At 36.8% G+C, this 20,240-nt stretch carries 21 protein-coding genes and 1 riboswitch; of the genes, 12 read left to right on the top strand and 9 right to left on the bottom strand.

All coding sequences use genetic code 11. The features are described 5' to 3' along the window. The first annotated feature begins 55 nt into the window (after positions 1 to 55). The 6 genes from yycF (at position 56) to rlmH (ending at position 6,051) form a co-directional block, all read left to right on the top strand. Positions 56 to 754: a response regulator YycF gene (yycF, locus tag IEU51_RS05855; RefSeq protein WP_186086148.1), complete on the top strand. Its 699-nt coding sequence runs from the start codon at positions 56 to 58 to the stop codon at positions 752 to 754. Then, on the top strand, positions 755 to 2,602 hold the full coding sequence (walK, locus tag IEU51_RS05850) for a cell wall metabolism sensor histidine kinase WalK (protein WP_186086151.1): 1,848 nt from the start codon (positions 755 to 757) through the stop codon (positions 2,600 to 2,602). Beyond that, on the top strand, positions 2,595 to 3,908 hold the full coding sequence (locus IEU51_RS05845; RefSeq protein ID WP_186086154.1) for a YycH family regulatory protein: 1,314 nt from the start codon (positions 2,595 to 2,597) through the stop codon (positions 3,906 to 3,908). The genes walK and IEU51_RS05845 overlap by 8 nt, the downstream gene beginning before the upstream one ends. After that, positions 3,905 to 4,660, top strand: coding sequence for a two-component system regulatory protein YycI (gene yycI / locus IEU51_RS05840; RefSeq protein ID WP_186086157.1), 756 nt, complete (start codon positions 3,905 to 3,907; stop codon positions 4,658 to 4,660). Before IEU51_RS05845 ends, yycI begins: the two co-directional genes overlap by 4 nt. 8 nt (positions 4,661 to 4,668) lie before the next feature. Further along, on the top strand, positions 4,669 to 5,457 hold the full coding sequence (locus IEU51_RS05835; RefSeq protein WP_408634880.1) for an MBL fold metallo-hydrolase: 789 nt from the start codon (positions 4,669 to 4,671) through the stop codon (positions 5,455 to 5,457). A 114-nt stretch (positions 5,458 to 5,571) separates the two neighbouring features. Further along, positions 5,572 to 6,051 (top strand): 23S rRNA (pseudouridine(1915)-N(3))-methyltransferase RlmH, encoded by a 480-nt coding sequence (rlmH, locus tag IEU51_RS05830; protein ID WP_186086160.1) that lies wholly within the window; start codon positions 5,572 to 5,574, stop codon positions 6,049 to 6,051. Positions 6,052 to 6,285: 234 nt separating this feature from the next. Here the strand turns inward: rlmH and IEU51_RS05825 are convergent, their stop codons facing one another. Beyond that, entirely contained in the window at positions 6,286 to 8,091 is a 1,806-nt protein-coding gene (locus tag IEU51_RS05825; protein WP_186086163.1) for a M3 family oligoendopeptidase, read from the bottom strand. Positions 8,092 to 8,182: 91 nt separating this feature from the next. Between IEU51_RS05825 and IEU51_RS05820 the strand changes: the two genes are divergently transcribed. Further along, positions 8,183 to 8,425, top strand: a complete 243-nt coding sequence (locus IEU51_RS05820; RefSeq protein WP_188349288.1) for a hypothetical protein — start codon at positions 8,183 to 8,185, stop codon at positions 8,423 to 8,425. Beyond that, a complete protein-coding gene (locus tag IEU51_RS05815) occupies positions 8,422 to 8,976 on the top strand; it encodes a DUF488 domain-containing protein (RefSeq protein WP_186086166.1) in 555 nt (184 codons plus the stop codon). The genes IEU51_RS05820 and IEU51_RS05815 overlap by 4 nt, the downstream gene beginning before the upstream one ends. 24 nt (positions 8,977 to 9,000) lie before the next feature. On the opposite strand, the gene IEU51_RS05810 is transcribed toward IEU51_RS05815, so the two are convergent. Next, the gene (locus tag IEU51_RS05810) at positions 9,001 to 9,252 is read right to left on the bottom strand and encodes a hypothetical protein (protein ID WP_186086169.1); all 252 of its coding nucleotides are present in this window, start codon (positions 9,250 to 9,252) and stop codon (positions 9,001 to 9,003) included. Between the two features lie 118 nt (positions 9,253 to 9,370). On the opposite strand from IEU51_RS05810, the gene IEU51_RS05805 reads away from it, so the two are divergent. After that, positions 9,371 to 9,904, top strand: a complete 534-nt coding sequence (locus tag IEU51_RS05805; RefSeq protein WP_186086172.1) for a GrpB family protein — start codon at positions 9,371 to 9,373, stop codon at positions 9,902 to 9,904. A 38-nt stretch (positions 9,905 to 9,942) separates the two neighbouring features. On the opposite strand, the gene IEU51_RS05800 is transcribed toward IEU51_RS05805, so the two are convergent. Then, positions 9,943 to 10,125, bottom strand: a complete 183-nt coding sequence (locus IEU51_RS05800) for a hypothetical protein (RefSeq protein WP_186086175.1) — start codon at positions 10,123 to 10,125, stop codon at positions 9,943 to 9,945. Positions 10,126 to 10,195: 70 nt separating this feature from the next. Further along, a riboswitch (SAM riboswitch) is annotated at positions 10,196 to 10,298 on the bottom strand. Between the two features lie 512 nt (positions 10,299 to 10,810). Between IEU51_RS05800 and IEU51_RS05795 the strand changes: the two genes are divergently transcribed. Continuing rightward, entirely contained in the window at positions 10,811 to 11,605 is a 795-nt protein-coding gene (locus IEU51_RS05795) for a gluconate 2-dehydrogenase subunit 3 family protein (protein ID WP_229713885.1), read from the top strand. Positions 11,606 to 11,629: 24 nt separating this feature from the next. Then, positions 11,630 to 13,360 (top strand): GMC family oxidoreductase, encoded by a 1,731-nt coding sequence (locus IEU51_RS05790; protein ID WP_186086178.1) that lies wholly within the window; start codon positions 11,630 to 11,632, stop codon positions 13,358 to 13,360. 56 nt (positions 13,361 to 13,416) lie between these two features. On the opposite strand, the gene IEU51_RS05785 is transcribed toward IEU51_RS05790, so the two are convergent. Both IEU51_RS05785 and IEU51_RS05780 read right to left on the bottom strand, forming a co-directional pair. Next, positions 13,417 to 14,388 carry a tRNA dihydrouridine synthase gene (locus IEU51_RS05785; RefSeq protein WP_186086181.1) on the bottom strand — a complete coding sequence of 324 codons (972 nt, stop codon included), beginning with the start codon at positions 14,386 to 14,388 and terminating at the stop codon, positions 13,417 to 13,419. A gap of 495 nt (positions 14,389 to 14,883) precedes the next feature. Beyond that, positions 14,884 to 15,633: a TVP38/TMEM64 family protein gene (locus tag IEU51_RS05780; protein ID WP_186086183.1), complete on the bottom strand. Its 750-nt coding sequence runs from the start codon at positions 15,631 to 15,633 to the stop codon at positions 14,884 to 14,886. 229 nt (positions 15,634 to 15,862) lie between these two features. Here IEU51_RS05780 and IEU51_RS05775 point away from each other — a divergent pair, with 229 nt between their 5' ends. Further along, complete coding sequence (locus IEU51_RS05775; RefSeq protein ID WP_186086476.1) at positions 15,863 to 16,894, top strand: PTS sugar transporter subunit IIC; 1,032 nt, start codon at positions 15,863 to 15,865, stop codon at positions 16,892 to 16,894. Positions 16,895 to 16,932: 38 nt separating this feature from the next. Here IEU51_RS05775 and ribH read toward each other — a convergent pair whose 3' ends face one another. Genes ribH through ribD form a run of 4 tightly spaced genes read right to left on the bottom strand, consistent with a single transcriptional unit; the run spans position 16,933 to position 20,219 of the window. Beyond that, positions 16,933 to 17,391, bottom strand: coding sequence for a 6,7-dimethyl-8-ribityllumazine synthase (ribH, locus tag IEU51_RS05770; RefSeq protein ID WP_186086184.1), 459 nt, complete (start codon positions 17,389 to 17,391; stop codon positions 16,933 to 16,935). Between the two features lie 11 nt (positions 17,392 to 17,402). Next, on the bottom strand, positions 17,403 to 18,578 hold the full coding sequence (gene ribB, locus IEU51_RS05765) for a 3,4-dihydroxy-2-butanone-4-phosphate synthase (RefSeq protein WP_308808174.1): 1,176 nt from the start codon (positions 18,576 to 18,578) through the stop codon (positions 17,403 to 17,405). Next, positions 18,575 to 19,180, bottom strand: a complete 606-nt coding sequence (locus tag IEU51_RS05760) for a riboflavin synthase (protein WP_186086187.1) — start codon at positions 19,178 to 19,180, stop codon at positions 18,575 to 18,577. Before IEU51_RS05760 ends, ribB begins: the two co-directional genes overlap by 4 nt. 1 nt (position 19,181) lies before the next feature. Beyond that, a complete protein-coding gene (gene ribD, locus IEU51_RS05755; RefSeq protein WP_186086482.1) occupies positions 19,182 to 20,219 on the bottom strand; it encodes a bifunctional diaminohydroxyphosphoribosylaminopyrimidine deaminase/5-amino-6-(5-phosphoribosylamino)uracil reductase RibD in 1,038 nt (345 codons plus the stop codon). Between the last annotated feature and the right edge of the window lie 21 nt (positions 20,220 to 20,240).

Genomic DNA, 20,240 nt, shown 5'->3' with positions numbered 1-20,240 from the left:
ATACATTTATATATAATCATTTAGGATTAGATAACTCATGAAATGAGGGTAAAGAATGGCAAAAAAGATTGTAGTTGTAGACGATGAAAAGCCAATTCCAGATATTTTACAATTTAACCTTGAAAAAGAAGGATATGACGTATTAACAGCAAACGATGGAGATGAAGCGCTCGAACTGATTTTAAAAGAAGTTCCAGATCTCGTACTTCTGGATATTATGCTGCCAGGAAAAGATGGTATGGAGATTTGTCGTGAAGTAAGAAAGTCACACGATATGCCAATCATTATGCTGACGGCGAAAGATGACGAGATTGATAAGGTTCTTGGCCTTGAACTCGGCGCTGATGACTATGTCACAAAACCATTTTCAACACGCGAACTCATTGCGCGCGTAAAAGCAAACTTACGACGCAAAGTACCTGTGGATGATACAAAAGAAGTAGATGAAAACACAATCAAACTTCGTGAAATTGAAATTAACTTAGACGCGTATTCTGTTAAGAAGAATGGGACAGAAGTTGACCTGACTCAGCGTGAATTTGAACTGTTAATTTATTTAGCAAAGCACCCTTCTCAAGTCATGACACGTGAACATCTACTTGAGACTGTTTGGGGTTACGACTACTTTGGGGACGTGCGTACAGTTGATGTAACAGTAAGACGTCTACGTGAAAAAATTGAAACAGATTCAAGTCACCCAGAATATATCATGACACGTCGTGGGGTTGGATATTTTATAAAAGGTGATGAATAGATGAAAAATCTATTTAAAAGCTTACAATCACTGCAAATTAAACTTGTAGTGATTTATGTATTGCTTATTATAGTTGGAATGCAGATCATTGGTGTGTATTTCACTAACGTACTTGAGCGTGACTTAACTGGGAACTTCAAGACGAATATTGAGACACAAATCGATTTAATTGAAACTCGAATTGAAGAAATCAACGAAGAATATGGAGATGACCGTGCGGGTTTCCAAGCTGAAGTACAGAAACTACTTTATGATTATGGAAATCGTTCCGACATTGATGAGATTCGTTTTGTGAATCCAGACAGTGTTTTAATCGCAACAAGTAAATTATCTAATGAATCATCTGTAAACTCGACAATAAAGGCTCCGAAGACGAAAGAATCACTCGATACAGGATTATCTAATGATGAGATATTTGTAAGCGTTGAAGATGACTCAAAACGCATGTGGATTGTAAACGCTCCGTTGATTGTGGAAGACCGCGTCATTGGTGCGATTTATGTTGCATCTAATATTGAAAGCGTGTATCAACAGTTAGAAAAAATTAATAATACATTCATTATCGCAACGATACTCTCGTTATTTATTACGAGTATCTTGGGTATATTTGTTGCGCGTACAATTACTAAGCCAATCATAAATATGAGGAACCAAGCACTCCTCATGTCTGAAGGTAACTACACATCACGTGTACAAATTTACAGTGATGACGAGATTGGGCAACTCGCAGAATCTTTCAACATACTATCAAAACGTGTACAAGAAGCACAAGCGAACACGGAGAGTGAGAAAAATCGATTGGACTCTGTCATTACGCACATGTCGGACGGTATTATTGCATCAGACAGACGTGGGCGCATCAGACTAATCAATGATATGGCACTTGGATTATTGAACTTACAAGCAGAAGAACTCCAAGGGAGAGATATGCTCGAAATCTTAAACCTTCAGAACGATGTAACGACAGAAGATATCGTTGAAGGTACTGAAATAAGTCACCTACTTGTCATCGAAAATAAAGATGAAGAAGATACGATGATCCGTGTAAACTTCAGTACAATCGTTAAGGATACTGGATTTATCAACGGATATATCGCTGTTTTGCATGACGTTACTGAACAAGAACGTATCGATGCAGAACGTCGTGAATTCGTTGCGAACGTATCGCACGAACTGCGTACGCCACTAACTTCTATGAAAAGTTATATTGAGGCGTTACAAGATGGTGCGTGGCAAGATGAAGAAATTGCACCGAGATTCTTAAAAGTAACGCATGAGGAAACAGAGCGAATGTCTCGACTAGTAGAGGATCTTCTTCAACTCTCTTGTATGGATAGTGAAGTTGAAGAAATTAACAAAGAAATTGTGAACTTTAATATGTTCTTAGATCGTATTATTGAAAGATTTGAGATGACACATAAAGAAGATGTGCAATTCATTAAGAACTTTCCTAACACAGCGATATTCACAGAAATTGCTATTGATAAAATGGGACAAGTGTTAGATAACGTCATTTCTAATGCCATTAAATATCAACAACGAGAGCCAAAGCGTGTGGAATTTTATCTACAACAAAACTCATACTATAATAGGTTAACATTACGTATCAAAGACTATGGTCTCGGTATACCTAACTCAAAAGTTGACCGTATTTTTGACCGTTTTTATAGAATTGATAAGGCACGTACAAGAAAGATGGGTGGTACGGGACTCGGTCTTGCGATTTCAAAAGAAATCGTTGAAGCTCATGACGGAAAAATTTGGGCAAATAGTATTGAGGGTGAAGGCACGACAATTTTTATTAACTTACCTAGTGAAGTTATAAATGAGGATGATTGGGATGTCTAAGGAACACCTAAAAACCATTGCGCTTGTCATACTCGTAATTTCGAGCTGTGTGCTCACTTACAAGACGTGGAGTTACGAGCCTGAATTCAGGAAAGTGGACACGACCCTCACGACTGCCCCGTCCACAGCGCAAGGTGAACAAGTAGAATTTAAGACAACGATGCGTACATTTCAGATTATTCGAGTAAAAGATGACAAATCTATTGGTACGATGGACCAAGGAACACTTGTAGGTATGCGTCAATTCTTGGAAGGCTCTAAAATCAATCTGTCAGGCAAGCCTGAAAAAATTAATAACTTGAAACTATCACCTTCAGAGACTACTGAAGAAAACTTTATGATTGTAGACTACTTGTCAGAATTACCCGCACGATCTTTATTCAGTATATTAGGTTTTGAAATTGGTCCTGAGATGATAGAATACAATTTTGACCGTGTGTTAATCGACTTAAATAAAGAGTTTGTAGTATTCAACTTGGTAAATGGGGACCGTACTAATTTCGTATCATATGAAACTGATATAAAGACAAGAGATCTTCGTAATGTGTTAGATAAAAACATGAAAACTTTCGAGGATTACTCTGCCATTATTACGAACGATCTCACGTCGAATCGAATGACTGCAATATATGGTCCGTCTGTCCCTGGACGCAAGAAAGTGCAGCAATTTATACCATCTACAATTAGTGTTAACGCACTAAATGAGTCACTCTTTTTAAATGAGAAAGTGACGGCACGTAAGGAAGATGACTTTACAATTTATGAGAGTGACACGGGTCTTGCGACATACTCTTCTAAAACTTATGGTTATTCCTATACGAATTTAAAAGAGACGCGAGATAACGACCGTTCCCCTCACAGAACGATTGAAAAATCGTTCATCTTTTTAAATGGACACATGGGTTTATCATCCAGATATATACTGTTTAGCTATGATTTAGACAAAGATGAAGTGACGTATCGACAGACGCTCGACGACTACATCGTGTTCAGTGATGAAATAGCGACAGAAATCAGAATCGCATCAGGTAAGAGTACGATTGTGGAGTACGATAGACCGATGATTCAAACGAATGCGGTACTGCCGACAGATGAAAGCATGGAACTTGCTGACATTGAACTCGTGCGTTATAATATCGCATCAAACCCTAATCTTGATTTAACGAAAGTATCGAAGCTGATCGTTGCGTATGATATGCATTTTACGAAAGATCAGACAGAGCTCAACACAATAGAATACACACCTGCGTGGTATGTGCTCTATGATGGGGAATGGCGTAAATTCGAAGGAGGCGCTATGAATTGATTTGGAATCATACGAAATCTATTTATATCAGTGTATTTTTCTTTGTGAATATCGTGTTTTTAATTATTCTCCTAAATCAACAAAATGAAGAGCCAGAATCGATTTTAACGTCCACGAGAAGCTTGCGTTCAACAAATATTGATGTATCTCAAGTACCTGAATTTAAAGGAGATACATTAAATATCATGAACGCTGAGATGTATCGTTTTAAGAATGATGAGGCAGATGGAGACATCACTAATGTTACAATTGAAGTAGTGAAAGATGTCTCAGATCTACCTTTTGAAATTGGATATTTAAAACAGTACATGGAAGTTGATGTATATCGTGGGACTGAATATGAATATGACACCATAACAAGTAAAGAAGATATGATAAACTTCAATCAGCTCATCAATGGAAAGCCTGTGTTTAATCATCATAGTGCACGCATACGTTTTTTAGAAGAAGATGGAAATAAAATGATGCAACAGAGCTATCTCACAGATATACGAGAGAGTAGATTCTCATCACCACAGAAAGTACGTGAACCGTTACAAATTATTGAAGAGTTATATAAAGATAATGCGATTACCGCAGACGCAAAAATATTAGATGCAAGACTTGGATACTATATTATTGCCATTGAAGAAGAATCGCGACAAGTGGTCATGCGACCTAAATGGAGATTTGTTATTGAAGATGGAAATCTGACACGCACAATTTTTATTGATGCAATTAGTCAGACTGAAAAACTTATTGAGAAAGAGTGAAATACCACATGGAAATGAGTGTACTTGCGAGTGGCTCGAGTGGAAACTGCATATATGTAGAATCAGATCGAGGAAGTCTCTTAATCGATGTGGGATTAACATGTAAAAGAATTGAGCTTGCTTTAGGATCAATTGATCGAAGTTTAAATGATATCGATGCGATTTTAATTACTCATGAGCATATTGACCACATCAAAGGGCTTAAGGTAATTGCAAAACGTTACAATGTGCCGATATTTGCGAATAAAGAAACTTGGATAGCGATTGACCAGAAAAACATACCTGTGCCATCAGAGCAGAGATTTGAATTTAATCCACTCCAAACAAAAGAGATTATAGGAATGGATATACAGTCATTTAACGTGTCACACGATGCCATTAACCCACAGTTCTACACAATGGCTCAAAATGACAAAAAACTCTCTGTAATCACGGATACGGGCTATGTATCGGATGAGATGAAGGGAATTATTAAAGACAGCGATGTATTTATCTTTGAATCGAACCATGATATAGACATGTTAAGAATGGGAAGATACCCGTGGTCGACGAAGCAGCGTATTTTGAGTGATGTTGGGCATGTGTCGAATGAAGATGCGGCACATGCGATGCGTGACGTGATTACAGACCGTACGAAGCGTATTTACTTATCTCACTTGAGTCAGGATAACAATATTAAAGAACTGGCACGTATGAGTGTAGAACAAGTGCTTCATCATTATGATATTGATACGAAACAACATATAACGCTATGTGATACGGATAAGGAAATTCCGACTGAAATTTACACGTTATAAAGTTATCCACAGGTTTGTGTGGATAACGTGGATATAATGTGGATAACAAATGACCAAGTGTGAATAACTTGGTCTTTTTTGTGTATAATTTAGGAAAAGAAAGGCGATAATGAGATGAAATTGACGATAATAACGGTAGGCAAACTTAAGGAGAAGTATTGGCGTGAAGCAGTTAAGGAATATGAAAAGCGACTCGGAAAGTATGCGAGCGTTACTATGATGGAAGTAGCAGATGAAAAAGAACCGAATAACGCTAGTCTTAAAGACTTAGAGATGATTAAAGAAAAAGAAGCAGAGAGAATTTTGTCTAAGATTAAAGACAACCAATATGTAGTGACCTTGGAGATCGACGGTAAGGAATATACATCGGAACAACTCGCAACGGAGTATCAAAAGTGGAAAAATACAGGAAAAAGCAATGTTGTGTTTGTGATTGGTGGAAGTAACGGAATCGGAGAAGATGTGAAGAAACGCTCAAACCAGGAGATTAGTTTCGGTAAAATGACCTACCCGCATCAAATGATGAAAGTCATACTCCTAGAGCAACTATTTAGGGTGAATAAGATATTGAATAATGAGAGCTATCATAAGTGATTTAGATACGTGATTTAATTATGAAAAAATTGTTAAAAACTCACCGCTCTATTCATTAGAACGGTGAGTGATGTGTCACTTTATATTTAAAGTAACATGTATAATATGAAACTAACACAATTAAAATTCATTTTTGCAATTGTACTTCTACCTAGTTATTACTTGATTGTCTGATCTCAATATTAAAAATTCAATTTTTGACTAACGCTTCACTTAGCTCTTCTATACTATGAGTTAAACATATGATTCCGTGAGATTTAAGAATTCTTCAATATCTTTATGCACGGTATCTAGTGCGTCTTGCCAGAAGTCTGGTTTTCTTAGGTCCACATTTAAATGCTTCTGTGCAAGGTCTTCTGTGGTCATACTTGCAGTATCGCGAAGTAATGCGATATAGTTATCTTCATTTACTGTTTCATCTTCTAAGAAACGGTTGTATATTCCTAAGCTAAAGAAGTATCCAAATGTGTACGGGAAGTTATAGAATGGTACACCTGTAATATGGAAATGTAACTTCGTTGCCCAGAACATTGGGTGATATGAACGTAGATTTTCTTGGAATGCTTCTTTTTGTGCTTCTTCCATCAGTTCTTTCAGTCTACTGCTGTCCACAGTTCCTTTTTGACGTTCGTCATAAAAGTTTCGTTCAAAGATATAACGTGCGTGAATGTTCATCATAAATGTCGCACTTCTGGAAATTTTTTCATCGAGTAAGTTAATTTTTTCTGCTTCTGATGACGCACTTTCAATTGTTGCGTTTGATACTACAAGCTCAGCAAATGTAGATGCTGTTTCTGCAACGTTCATTGCATAACGTTGGTTGAATAGTGGTAAATCACGCATTACGTAACCATGGAATGCGTGTCCGAGTTCATGTGCGAGTGTGGACACATTACTTGTGCTACCTGCAAATGTCATAAAAATACGTGATTGTTTTGATTCAGGTAGATTTGAGCAATACCCTCCAGGACGTTTTCCAGGACGGTCTTCCGCTTCAATCCACTGCTCTTCAAATGCTCGAGTTGCCATCTCTGACATTTTTGGACTGAATGATTCAAAGTTATCGATAATGAACTTTGCAGCTTCATTATACGTATACTGTTTGCTTGTGTAATCCCCTACGTCAACACCTGTGGTAACATCGAGCCATCCGAGTTGATCTACACCTATGAGTTTCGCTTTTCTTTCGAAGTACTTTTTGATAGGAGCTTTATTTTTTGTAATCGTATCCCACATTGTATTGAGTGTTTCTTCGTCCATTCGGTTGTAGTCTAGTGGAACTTTCATATAATCATCATAGTCATGAAGTTCATAGTTACTTAAACGAAATCCTGATAAATGGTTTAGTGTTGTAGAGAATAGATCCGCTTTTTTCTCCCAAGTATGTTCCCAAATTTTTAAAAGCGCTTCGCGTTTATTTGGGTCTTCTTCTGAATTCATCTTGTTTTCAAATTGACCAGCTGAGTAATAAGTAGTTTCACCATCTTCGGTTACAGGAACTTGAATAGAAGCGACGAGTTGATTGTACATATTACCCCAACCATTTAAGCCGTCTAGTGATAAGTTGTTGATGATAGTTTCCTCTTCAGTGGATAGTAAATCATGTTCTTTTTTACGAATTTCTTCTAACGGGAAATGCATTGGTTTAAAGAAATCATCTTCTAACAGTTTATTAAACTGATCTTCAGTTAATGCGCTAATCTTTTTATTTAAGATAATATTTTGTGATGAGAAGTCTTTACGTAAGTTTGCGACTGCATTTAAAATCTGCAATGCCTTTTGATCCTTAACATCTGCAGATACTAAACCATTCGCAAATGTTCCCATTTCACCAAGTGCATTTGAAATCTTTTCATAGTGCTGTAAGAGATTTTTCAGTGGCGAAAAGTCATTAGAATCTTCACCTAGCTCCCAATTCCCTAGTTCTTGTGAAAAACTTGTGATACTTTTCTTTACTTCTGATAATCGATCTTGGAAAGCCTGAGAATCACTTCCACCAGGAAATACACTCTCCATATCCCAATTTTCTTTATAGCTCATTAATTTCCTTCCCTTCCTAATAAAACAGTAGTTACTTTTATAATACAGGAAATAGACGTAAAGCGTTATCATAGTAGATCAAGAATTACTTATGAATTACGATGAAGCGACTGTAGAACTTGAATATATGTATTATCAAGATAATATTGCAAAACAATATTTAAAGCATTTATTATTCAAACGTTTAACGAATGTGGATAATAAAAATATCAAAAGGGTATATGCCGAAGTAGATGATACAGATCAGTATGCGTATGAATTTTTGAAAGTATTTCTTAGTGATAATGCCCCATTTCAACGAACTTTGATTTATAAAAGGAGTTGCTGTTCATGACAGTATTTACAATTGGTCATTTTGATTACGACCTTGTTAAGTTTCATGAAATGATGAAAAAAGGTAAAGTCACAAAAATTATTGATGTCCGTGCATTTCCTATGAGTAAAAAGAGCCCACATTATAACCAAGATGTGTTCAAGAAATGGCTTGAAGAAAATAATTATAAATACAAACACATCACTCTATTAGGTGGCAGACGTGGTACTTCTAGCTTTGTTGGCGATGATTTAAATGCTGGTTGGAAAAACCAGTCCTTTCGCAACTATTCAGATTACACTTTAACTGACGATTTTAAGGAAGGTATACAGGTATTGAAGAAAGAGATGGAAGATGACACAGTCGCACTCCTCTGTGCTGAAAGACACCCTTCAAGATGCCATCGCTTGATCATTAGTAACTTTTTAGCGGCACACGATCAAGACGTCACACATATTATCTTAAACAAAGATAGTAGTGATCTCGTTCCACATAAATTAGGGCAATGGGGAGCAATGCCGATTATTGAGGATGACGGGGAAGTTGTGTACCCAGTTTTAGAAAATAAATAAGAGCAGATTACTCTGCTCTTTAATCTAAAAGAATATTTTTACTAGGAACATACCTACAATATTGATGATCATCGAGACGAGTAGCAGGTTTTTATCTCTACCATCACTCGACTTAGTGATGATTAACACACCAACGCTGAATAGCGCTAAAAAGAAGGCAAGATAGTAAGTAAGCCCGTATGGTGCGAGGAAAAAGATGTTCGGGTCGTTGATGATAAATGTCGTAAACATATAGATGATATTGATTACAGACAATACAATTAAACTAATACGCACGTAATCACTTCCTTAACTATCTTTACCATGTAAACAGCAAATTGAAACGTAGTGGAATCAATGTAATGAATATATAATAGTGCTTTAACTTAATTGTTTAAATATGGGAGTGCTTATTTTGAAATTAGGCCTTGAAAATAATGAAATAAGATTAGAACCGTATAATCCGGAATGGAAAGATGAGTTTTTACGAGTTAAGAATGATCTACTGAACAATACAGATCTACAAGCATCAAGAATTGAGCACATAGGAAGCACTGCAATTGAAGGAATGTCAGCTAAGCCAATAATAGATATTGTAGCTGGCGTAGATGACCTTGAGTCTGTTGATAAGGAATTTTTTTATAGACTAAGTAAAGTTGGATTCTTGAGGTTGAGAGTCGAAAGACCTGGAGAGATAGTGTTGGCGAAATTCTCAGATGATACTTATAAGATAAAAACACATTTCCTACACCTGGTTGAGTATGATGGAGAGCTTTGGAACAACCTAATATTCTTCAGAGACTATTTAAATACTCATGAAGATGTTAGAAAAGGATATCTAGATATTAAACAAAACTTTCTGAAACACTCATCTACTGGAATTAAAGAATATACGGATTCAAAAGAAGTATTTGTTAGAGAAATTTATGGGAAAAGAGATAGCAATTAAAAAACGAAGCGCACTTCATGTGCACTTCGTTTTTGTGTTTAATGAGAAGATTCTAGCATTTTTAAAATAGCGTCTTTGTGTTTCACAACATCAATCTGTTGACTGATTTCTGCTTTAATCTGATTAATTCTTCCAACTCTAGCCATACTTCCTGCCCAATTTTTTGCTGGAGTATTCTCTCGGTATTCGAGTTCTTCGTAAAGTTCACGACATGTTTTCATAAAATATAACCATCCTTTTATTATATTAAATAAAATAGCTCTTCTATATTAAGAAGAGCTTTAACACATCTTCTCATCTTTCAGTTACTTAAAACTGTTGGAATTAGCACATCGCTATAAGCTGTTGCTGGAGCTTCCAAGGGCCAAATCCCTCCACTCACTCTTAATAAGAGAACTATTTTATTAATACTAGTATATCATATTTTTAAATATAAAATTAAGAGCTGCCAAAAATCTTGAGAAGTTAATAGATATATTAGTAAAAAATAGAGGCTATTATGAGGAATATGATTATAAAATGAAGTATATTAAAGCTTAGAAATAGTTTTGACAAAGTATATCGAATCTAATGGTTGAAAATATAACCTATTTCTATATTATAGTATATAAGGAATAAGGGAAGTCCTACCTTGCTGTGTATAACCACAAGGATATAGGCAAGGAGATATAACATTAGGTATCTCTCTTTTTTTATGCCCATTTATTTACTAATTGATAGAAAAAATAGGGCTGGGCATAAGTCCAGCATAAAAAAACACTTTCCTTCTATTTTTATCTATAATCAATTTTGCACAATTAATTTCTTCGTATTGATACAATATTTATGTTAAGCAACTACATAAACTTATTCGCCCCTTACTAAATGTTCTATTAATGGTACAATATACTAGTAGAGGGTGTTTTTATGCCTAAAAAGAATATGGGGGTAAGCGAAATGGCGAAGGAAAAGCAATTTTCAAGACGTGATTTCCTAAAAACCACAGGTGTTGCTACGGGAGGTATTATCGGAGGTAGTTTACTTGGTGGTTTGATTGGTTTTAACATGGATGGCACAGAAAATACATCGACAGACACTAAGTCTGAGAGTTCTGAGTCATCCAGCGAGGGGTTAATAATTCCAGAAAAAGGACGTATCTTCTTCAGCAAAGATGAAGATTTTAAAGTAATAGAAGCTGCTATGGAAAGAATTTTCCCTGATTCAGATATTGGACCAGGTGCTAAAGAGCTCGGTGCAGCTTACTTTTTAGATGGCCAGTTGGCTGGAGCGTATGGAAATAACTCTAGAGAGTACATGCAAGGTCCTTTCTACGAAGGTACAGCGACTCAAGGGTATCAGTCTAACTTAAACCGTGCAGAGTATTTCACACTTGGTATCAGAAAGCTACAAGAAGAATCAAATGATCGTTTTGAAAAATCATTTGCAGAGCTTGAAGCGGGAGAACAAGATGAAATCCTAAAAGACTTTGAAGATGACAAAGTCGATTTCGATATACCAAGAAGTACAGCGACTGCAGGTTACTTCTTCCAACTTTTACGTGAAGCAACTCTTGAAGGAGTATATTCAGATCCAATATATAGAGGTAACAGAAATATGGGTGGCTGGAAGATGAAACAATTCCCAGGACACCAACACTCTTATCTAAATCTCATTGATAGCGATGAGTTTCAAGATATCGAACCTATGCCTAATTTTGGCTAGTTAATATTACAGGAGGAATAACGATTGGTTAAAGAATTAGAAAAAGTAGATGTAGTAACAATTGGTGCTGGTTGGACTGGCGGTATTGTTGCTGCAGAAACAGCCAAAGCGGGCCTAAAAGTAAAAAGTCTAGAACGTGGAGGCTATCGCGATACAAATGACTATCAACGTGTTCACGACGAATTAAAATATGCACAACGTTATGAATTGATGCAAGATACATCAGTGGAAACACTCACTTTTAGAAATAAAAGAGATGAGCGCGCGCTTCCAGTACGCCGTTTAGGTTCATTTTTACCAGGTAATGGTCGTGGTGGAGCGGGTACTCACTGGAATGGTCAGACAGACCGCTATATGGCGTATGATTTCGAAATCAAGTCTATGACTGAGAAAAAGTACGGTAAAGATAAACTTGGTGAAGATTCTGGTCTACGCTACCGTGACTGGGGTATCACGTTTGACGAAATGGAAAAATACTATGATAAGTTTGAGAAGACTGCGGGGGTCAGTGGTGAAGAAAACCCACTTGGAGAAAAACGCTCAAGTCCATATCCAAACCCACCGATGATTAAAACAAAATCATTAAAACTGTTTGAAGAAGCAGCTAAAAAATTAGAGCTCCATCCAGTCATGATGCCTTCTGCTAACATGTCACAAAACTATACAAACCCTGACGGAGAAAAGTTAAACCAATGTCAGTATTGTGCATTCTGTGAACGTTTTGCGTGTGAATACGATGCAAAAGCAACGCCAGATGTAACGGTATTGAGAACAGCAGAAAAAACTGGGAACTATGAAATTCGTTATAATTCTAACGTTACTGAAATCGTTACAGATGAAAAAGATAAAAATAAAGTAACAGGTGTTAAATTCATCGATACAGAAACAAGAGAAGAATACTTCCAACCTGCAGATGTCGTTGTTTTAACAAGCTTCTTATTTAACAACTATAAATTACTCAGAGTTTCTGAGATTGGTGAACAATATGACCCTGAAACAGAAACAGGTACACTTGGTAGTAACTATTGTTACCAAACTGGATTAGGTGCAACGGGATTCTTCGATGAGCAATATAATACATTCATGGGTGCAGGTGCATTAGGAATGATTTTAGATGATTTCAACGGAGATAACTTTGACCATGAAGACTTAGACTTCATTCATGGTGGATCTATCCACTTTACTCAAACAGGTTTACGTCCAATACTGAACAACAAAGTACGTGAAGGTACACCAGCGTGGGGTGAAGAGTTTAAGAAAGAATCAGTTGAGAATTTCACAAGAACTCTAGAAGTGTACTCAATGGCGCATACAGGTCCACATAGAGATCATTACCTAGATTTAGATGATACGTATAAAGATGCTTATGATAATCCTCAAGTAATGCTTACTTACAACTGGACAGAACAAGATAATGCGAGAAACAAATATCTTACGGAGAAATGTGCAGAAATCGTAGAAAAAATGGGTGCAAAACATATCGATGTACAAAATGGTGACTTAGGTGACTACGATATCGTTCCTTATCAATCTACAAACATTTCTGGTGGGACACCAATGGGAACAGATCCTAAAAACAGTGTAGTAAATACTTGGTTACAACACTGGGATAGAGATAACCTCTTTGTTGCAGGTTCAAGTACATTCGTACACAACTCAGGAAATAACCCAACAGGTACAGTAGGAGCATTTGCATACCGTTGTGCAGAAGGTATCATTAAATATCATAAAGACAATCAAAGATTAGAAGACTAAAATAAAAACGAGAGAGGAACAAAAATTCTTCTCTCGTTTTTGTATACAATATATTATTATATATCTTCCATTTGTGACTCAAAGGAATCGAGTAACGCGCGAACTTCATCTGTCGTGTGTGTTTCCATCAATTGATGGCGTAGTTCACTCGCACCTCTAAACCCACGTACGTAGATTTTAAAGAATCTACGCAATGGTTTGAACTGTTTAGGTTCGTCTTTTGAGTATTTGTCGAATAAAGACAAGTGTAATCTTAATAAATCAAGCAATTCTTCGCTCGAGTGTTCACGAGGTTCTTTTTCAAATGCGAACGGATTATGGAAGATTCCACGACCAATCATAATACCATCCACACCATATTTTTCAGCAAGTTCTAGTCCTGTTTGTCTATCTGGAATATCTCCATTAATTGTAAGGAGTGTATCTGGTGCAATCTCGTCACGAAGTTCTTTAATAGCAGAAATTAATTCCCAGTGTGCGTCTACTTTACTCATTTCCTTACGGGTACGAAGGTGAATGGATAAGTTTGAAATGTCTTGTTCCAAAACATGCCTTAACCAGTCTCTCCATTCATCTATTTCATAATATCCAAGACGGGTTTTGACACTTACCGGGAGTCCTCCAGCTTTAGCGGCTTGAATGATCTCTGCTGCAGTTTCAGGACGGAGTATTAAACCAGATCCTTTTCCTTTCTTTGCAACATTATCTACAGGGCATCCCATATTAAGATCGATTCCTTTAAAACCCATTTCGGCCATACCGATGCTCATTTGTCTAAAGTTTTCAGGTTTGTCACCCCAAATGTGAGCGACCATAGGTTGCTCATCCTCACTGAAAGTTAAGCGTCCACGAACACTTTGTATCCCATCAGGATGACAATAGCTTTCCGTATTTGTAAATTCAGTGAAAAACACATCAGGTCTGCCCGCTTCACTAACAACGTGTCGGAATACAATATCTGTAACGTCTTCCATAGGTGCCAAAATAAAAAATGGACGTGGTAAATCACGCCAAAAGTTTTCTTTCATAATCTATTTAACCTTCTATTCTTATTAAAAAATCGTCATTTTATTCATGATGATATTAACACAAATAGTTCAGTTACACAAAAGGATTTGACTATATTTGTTCTGGATTTTTATGAAGAGACTACTTGTTACTTCTTTATTTTCCGGTTTAATAAAAATATATTAGAGTAATTAAGTAGATGGATTCTTGATCCCAAAGACTTGAGCTGTTTCTGAATAGGAAGTTTCGTTATTTATCCTATATTTTAATACGGATAACTTAAACTCACCAGAATAACGTGTTTTAGATAAACTTTTCTTTAGACGAACTTCGCCATAGAGATTATAAGCCATTATCCAATTATTTATCGTATCATGGCTTATATTAAACTATTTTGAAAGAATGGTTGATCCAAAACCTTCTTCATATCTTTTTATAATTTCTAACTTCAAATCATAACTATACTTTGACATACAAAGACCTTCTAAATCCGTGTCCGGAATTAGGGGGTCAGTTCATTTTTCATATACATGCTTTTTCGTGTTTAATAATTTAGTCTTCAATTTGTATTTTTTGTTCTTCTTGATGCGTTTCTGTGCTTTAGATCCGCGCCAATATTTATACGAAGTCCATGTAGCTACTCCTACTACAATCCACGCGAAGGCAAGGATCGTTCCATTTAAGATGGTTGGATTTACTGCAAATGCGCCAAGTGCAACAAGTGACACTTGTCCTGGAATCGAGGCAATAAATGTGGCTGAAAGAAATGCAGATTGACTGACACCTAATGCCCCGGCGCCATAATTGACTGGCCAATACGGCAAACCTGGCATGAGGCGTGCGGTACACATCGCTAAGAATCCAGCATCCCCAAGATAATTTTTAACAGTCTGACCATGACGACCTAATAATCTAAAAGTCAGTTCTTGACCAGTGAGACGTGCAATCCAATACCCAATCCAAGAGCCAATCATAACCCCAAGAAATGATACGACACTTCCCTCTACAACACCATATAACGATCCAGCGACGAGTGCTGGAATTGTAACAGGAATTGGCGTAATGGCAATCAGTGATGCGATGCCGATAAACACAATCCACCCCGCCCAACCGTAGCCGAGAATAATTTGTCTTAATTTTTCAGGTTCAGGTACATCCACGTTAAAGTACGCCCATATAAACAAAGCAATGACAATAATTAGAAATATCAATGAAATAACAGATTGTGGAGAAAAAGCATCATTAGGATTTTTTCCAGAGCTCATGGCGACTCCCTCTTTTCTATATACTCACTTTACATTTCATGAACGATAAATGGAATAATTTCTGCTTTATTTTGTGGAGAAAATGAATTATAGCATTTAGTCAAAATATTATAATCATTCACAATTAGATATTATTAAGATAATTCGAAGAAAAGAGTGTTATTTTACACAAGAGTCTATGCATTTTGAGAATCAAATGTGTATAGTAAAAGTAAAGGAGTTGTTTAAAATAGATATTTTAGTTGGTACTGGTTTATTATTATTAATTCTAGTATTTTTTAGTATTTTTACTTACTACGCTCCAGACGGTAGTGCGGTAATGAGTGCGCTGGCGACAGCTGCAATCGCTACGTTTCTAGTAGAAGCACTTCAAGGTTTTGTTCTTGGTGATATTTTACATATTGAATTCTTACAAGAAACAGGTCACTTAGCAGGCACAATGAGTGGTGTAATTGTTGGATTCTTAGTCGCTTTATCTAGAAAGATAAACGCACAAAACTCAGCGTTACTTGCGGTATCTTTTGTTGAAATCGGACTCATCCCTGCACTATTTGCAGCCTACATTATTTCATTTATTATACGTTTTATTGAAAAGAAAGTAACAAACGGACTCGATTTTATTATCATTGTGATCTTTTGTATTCCATTGGCACGCTTAATTGGTGTTTTATTCACTCCATTAGTAGATGGATCATTACTTAGAATAGGTGCAATTATTGATGGTGCGATGTCAACAAGCCCACTAATTATGGGACTTATTTTAGGTGGTATCATCACAGTTGTTGGTACATCTCCACTCAGCTCAATGGCGTTAACAGCAATGCTTGGTTTAACAGGTGTTCCAATGGCAGTAGCTGCCTTAACAGCATTTGGTTCAAGCTTTATGAATACAACAATCTTGCATCGATTAAAAATTGGTAACTTAAAATCCGTAATTTCAATCGCGATCGAGCCATTATCGAAGGCAGACCTCGTCTCCGCTAACCCGATACCGATTTATGTGACCAATTTCATAGGCGGTGGATTAGCCGGTATTGTACTTGCCTACTCTGGGCTTGTAAATAACGCTCCAGGAACGGCAGCACCGACGCCAGGACTACTTGTTATGTTTGGATTTAACCCAGCAATGGAAGTTGTAAAATATGCAATAATCACAGCAGCGATCTGTTTCGCAGTAGGTCTCGTGATGTCATATGTATTTAGAAACTATCCAATTAAAAATAGTGAAGTTATTGGGGATACTCATGCTGATCAAAAATAATATAAAAAATCACGACTCGGAGAGTCGTGATTTTTGTTTTATAATAAGCGTTTTAGTTGTGCCATTTCAATTGCTGCTTGCGCACAGTCTGATCCTTTATTTCCTGCTTTCGTGCCGGAGCGTTCTATCGCTTGTTCTATATTCTCTGTAGTTATAACGCCAAATATAACGGGTGTATTCGATGTTAAATTTATTTGATTCACTCCATTTGTAACAGCGTTACACACATAGTCATAATGTGTTGTAGCACCTCTAATCACGCATCCGACTGTAATGATTGCATCGTATTTCTCTGATTCTGCGAGTTTCTTTGTAACGTATGGAATTTCGAATGCGCCTGGTACATATACTATATCAACATCGGCCTCTTCTACCTCATGTTGCATAAGTGTTTTCTTTGCCCCTTCTAGTAACCGGTCTGTTATAAAGTCATTAAAACGTGCGACTACAATCCCTATATTTAAATCTTTACCATTTAATTTACCTTCTAATTTCATGCTGTTTCCTCCTAAATGATATGCCCCATCTGTTCAAATTTTGTCGTTAGATAATCTGCGTTGTGTTCGTTGCCCTCAATTATTAAAGGAATTCGTGATTCTACTTCGATTCCAAATGACTCCAGACTCATAATTTTATCTGGATTATTTGTAAGTAATCGTACAGATTCTATTTCGTTATATTTTAAAATTTGTGCAGCTACTTCATATGTTCGAAGATCCGCTTTAAAGCCTAATTTTTCGTTCGCACTGATTGTGTTATACCCTTCTTCTATGAGCTCATATGCTTTTAATTTATTTACGAGTCCAATGCCTCTTCCTTCTTGAAAAAGATAAATAACAGCACCACCATTTTCATCGATATAACGCATAGCATTACTTAATTGTTCCTTGCAGTCACAACGTTTACTATGAAAAATATCTCCAGTGATACAAGATGAATGCACGCGCACATTTGGATTTTCGTGTAAATTTTTGTGCAACATCAGATGCTCCGACCCATCAAAGTTGCGATAGGCATCGAGCGTAAATTCTCCATCTTCCGAAGGAAGTTTTACAGATGCTACGCGCGTTACATTGACTTCATTGACTCGTCTGAAATGAACAAGATCTTGTATCGTGATGAGTTTTAGATTGTGTTTATCTTTGAAATGAACGAGGTCTTCAAGTCGAGACATCGTACCGTCTTCGTTCATAATTTCGCAGATGATTCCTGCTTCTTTAGCACCAGTCAGTCGTGCAAGATCTACTGCCGCTTCAGTATGTCCAGGACGTTCCAGCACTCCATTTTTCTTTGCGATAAGAGGAAACAGGTGACCTGGTTGATTGAATGACTCTATCGTGATATTATCTTCTAACATCATTTTGGCTGTGAAGTACCGTTCTTCTGCACTGATTCCAGTAGTAGTTTCTTTGTGATCAATACTAATTGTGAATGCTGTACCATATGGATCAGTATTGTTATTAATCATAGGTGTGAGTCCGATTGATTTTGCGATTTTCTCTGAAACAGGTGAACAGATAAGACCACGGCCATGTGTTGCCATGAAATTGATTGTGTCTTCGTTCATCCATTCTGTAACAGAGAGTAAATCACCTTCGTTTTCTCTGTTTTCATCGTCTACAACGATGATTGCCTTACCGCTCTTAAGGTCTTTTAAAGCCTCTTCTATTGAGTCGAAAATCATTGAACAGCAACCTCCCTATTTTTCAGGATGTTGTCGACATATTTTATGAGCATGTCTGTTTCGATGTTCACCGTGTCATCCACATGACTTTCGTTTAGCGTCGTGATTCGCAGTGTTTCTGGAATAATATGCACTTTAAAACGTGTATCTTCTACTTTAAAGATAGTCAGGCTGATCCCGTCCACTGTGATTGAACCTTGATTCATCAGGTGAGATTTTAGGCGTTCATCTACTTCAATCGTGATGACTTTAGTTTCATTAAGTGATTCTATGTCTTTAATCACGCCAATTCCATCCACATGACCTGTGACAAAGTGCCCACCAAGTTCACTGGTAGGTGTCAGGGCACGCTCAAGATTGACTTTTTTTCCTATTTCTAAATGTTTGAGAGTTGTGATTTGAAGCGTTTCTTGCATAATGTCGACCGTAAATGTGTTTGTGCTAAAATCAGTCACCGTTAGACATGTGCCATTTACACTAATCGAACTTCCAATTTGAACATTCTCTAGGAAATGATTCGCATGGATTGTAATCGTGTGTAATGTATTCGTCGTGCTTTTCTTAGTGACTACACCAGTTGTTTCCACAATACCTGTAAACATATTAAATCTCCTTTTTAAATGTAAGTTTGAGATTATCTTCAATATGTTCTGTCTTTACACAAGTAAATAATTTGGATTCGTGTAGAGGTACGATATCTTCTGTTTGAAAGAATTGATATCTTCCGCTTCCACCTATTAATTTCGGGGCATAATAGAGAGTGAAGTGTAATACTAAATCTGAATTTAAAAATTGTGAAGTAACGTTTGGTCCCGATTCTACTAGCACGCGTCCAAAACCAGACGCGTACAATTTCTTCAGGATGTTTTCCACGTTACATTTATCAAGATAAAATACAGTTACATGCGTGTATGGCGCACGTAATCTTTTGTTTTCTGTAATGATAATGATATTGCGGCTGTCGTCTTTAAAAATATCCAAGCTAAAGTCAATGATGCCACTGCGACTCAAGATAATCGGAGTGGGACTCTTACCATCCCGAAGTCTTGTCGTTAATTTTGGGTTATCTTTTTTTATTGTTTGATAGCCGGTTATAATCGCATCGTGTCTGTGTCTTAGCTTAAAGACATCCTCTTTGACTTGCTTATTAGTGATCCATTTGCTTTCACTAAAATCATTTGCAACTTTCCCATCCAATGAACTCGAAACTTTCACCGTCGTGATTGGAACTTGCAATTGTTTTCCATGAAAAAACTCAGCGTAAAATTGTTCGAGTGCTTCGTTTGATTCTTGAATGACTTCAATGCCGTGATCTTTCATAAGGTCTGTACAACCTTTTAAAGAACGGTCTTTTACTGAAAAAATCACACGTTTAATACGCGCTTCTATAATCGCGTCTACACAGGGTGGTGTTTTACCATAATGAGAGCACGGTTCAAGCGTGACATAAATAGTTGCATTTTTAGATTTTTCTTTCGCCATTCGGATTGCTTGGACTTCTGCGTGCGCATCGCCGTCTTTTAAATGCGCACCTATGCCTACAATTTCGCCACCTTTAACGATGATTGCACCAACAGGAGGATTGACTCCGGTTTGTCCAACCGTCATTTTGACGAGTTCTCTAGCAGCATCCATATACATAAAATTGTTCACCTCAAAAAA

The organism is Phocicoccus schoeneichii (genome assembly GCF_014635565.1).
Lineage (GTDB): Bacteria > Bacillota > Bacilli > Staphylococcales > Salinicoccaceae > Phocicoccus > Phocicoccus schoeneichii.
The sequence above is the reverse complement of the archived record's forward strand: the minus strand, read 5'-3'. Positions and strand labels throughout refer to the sequence as shown.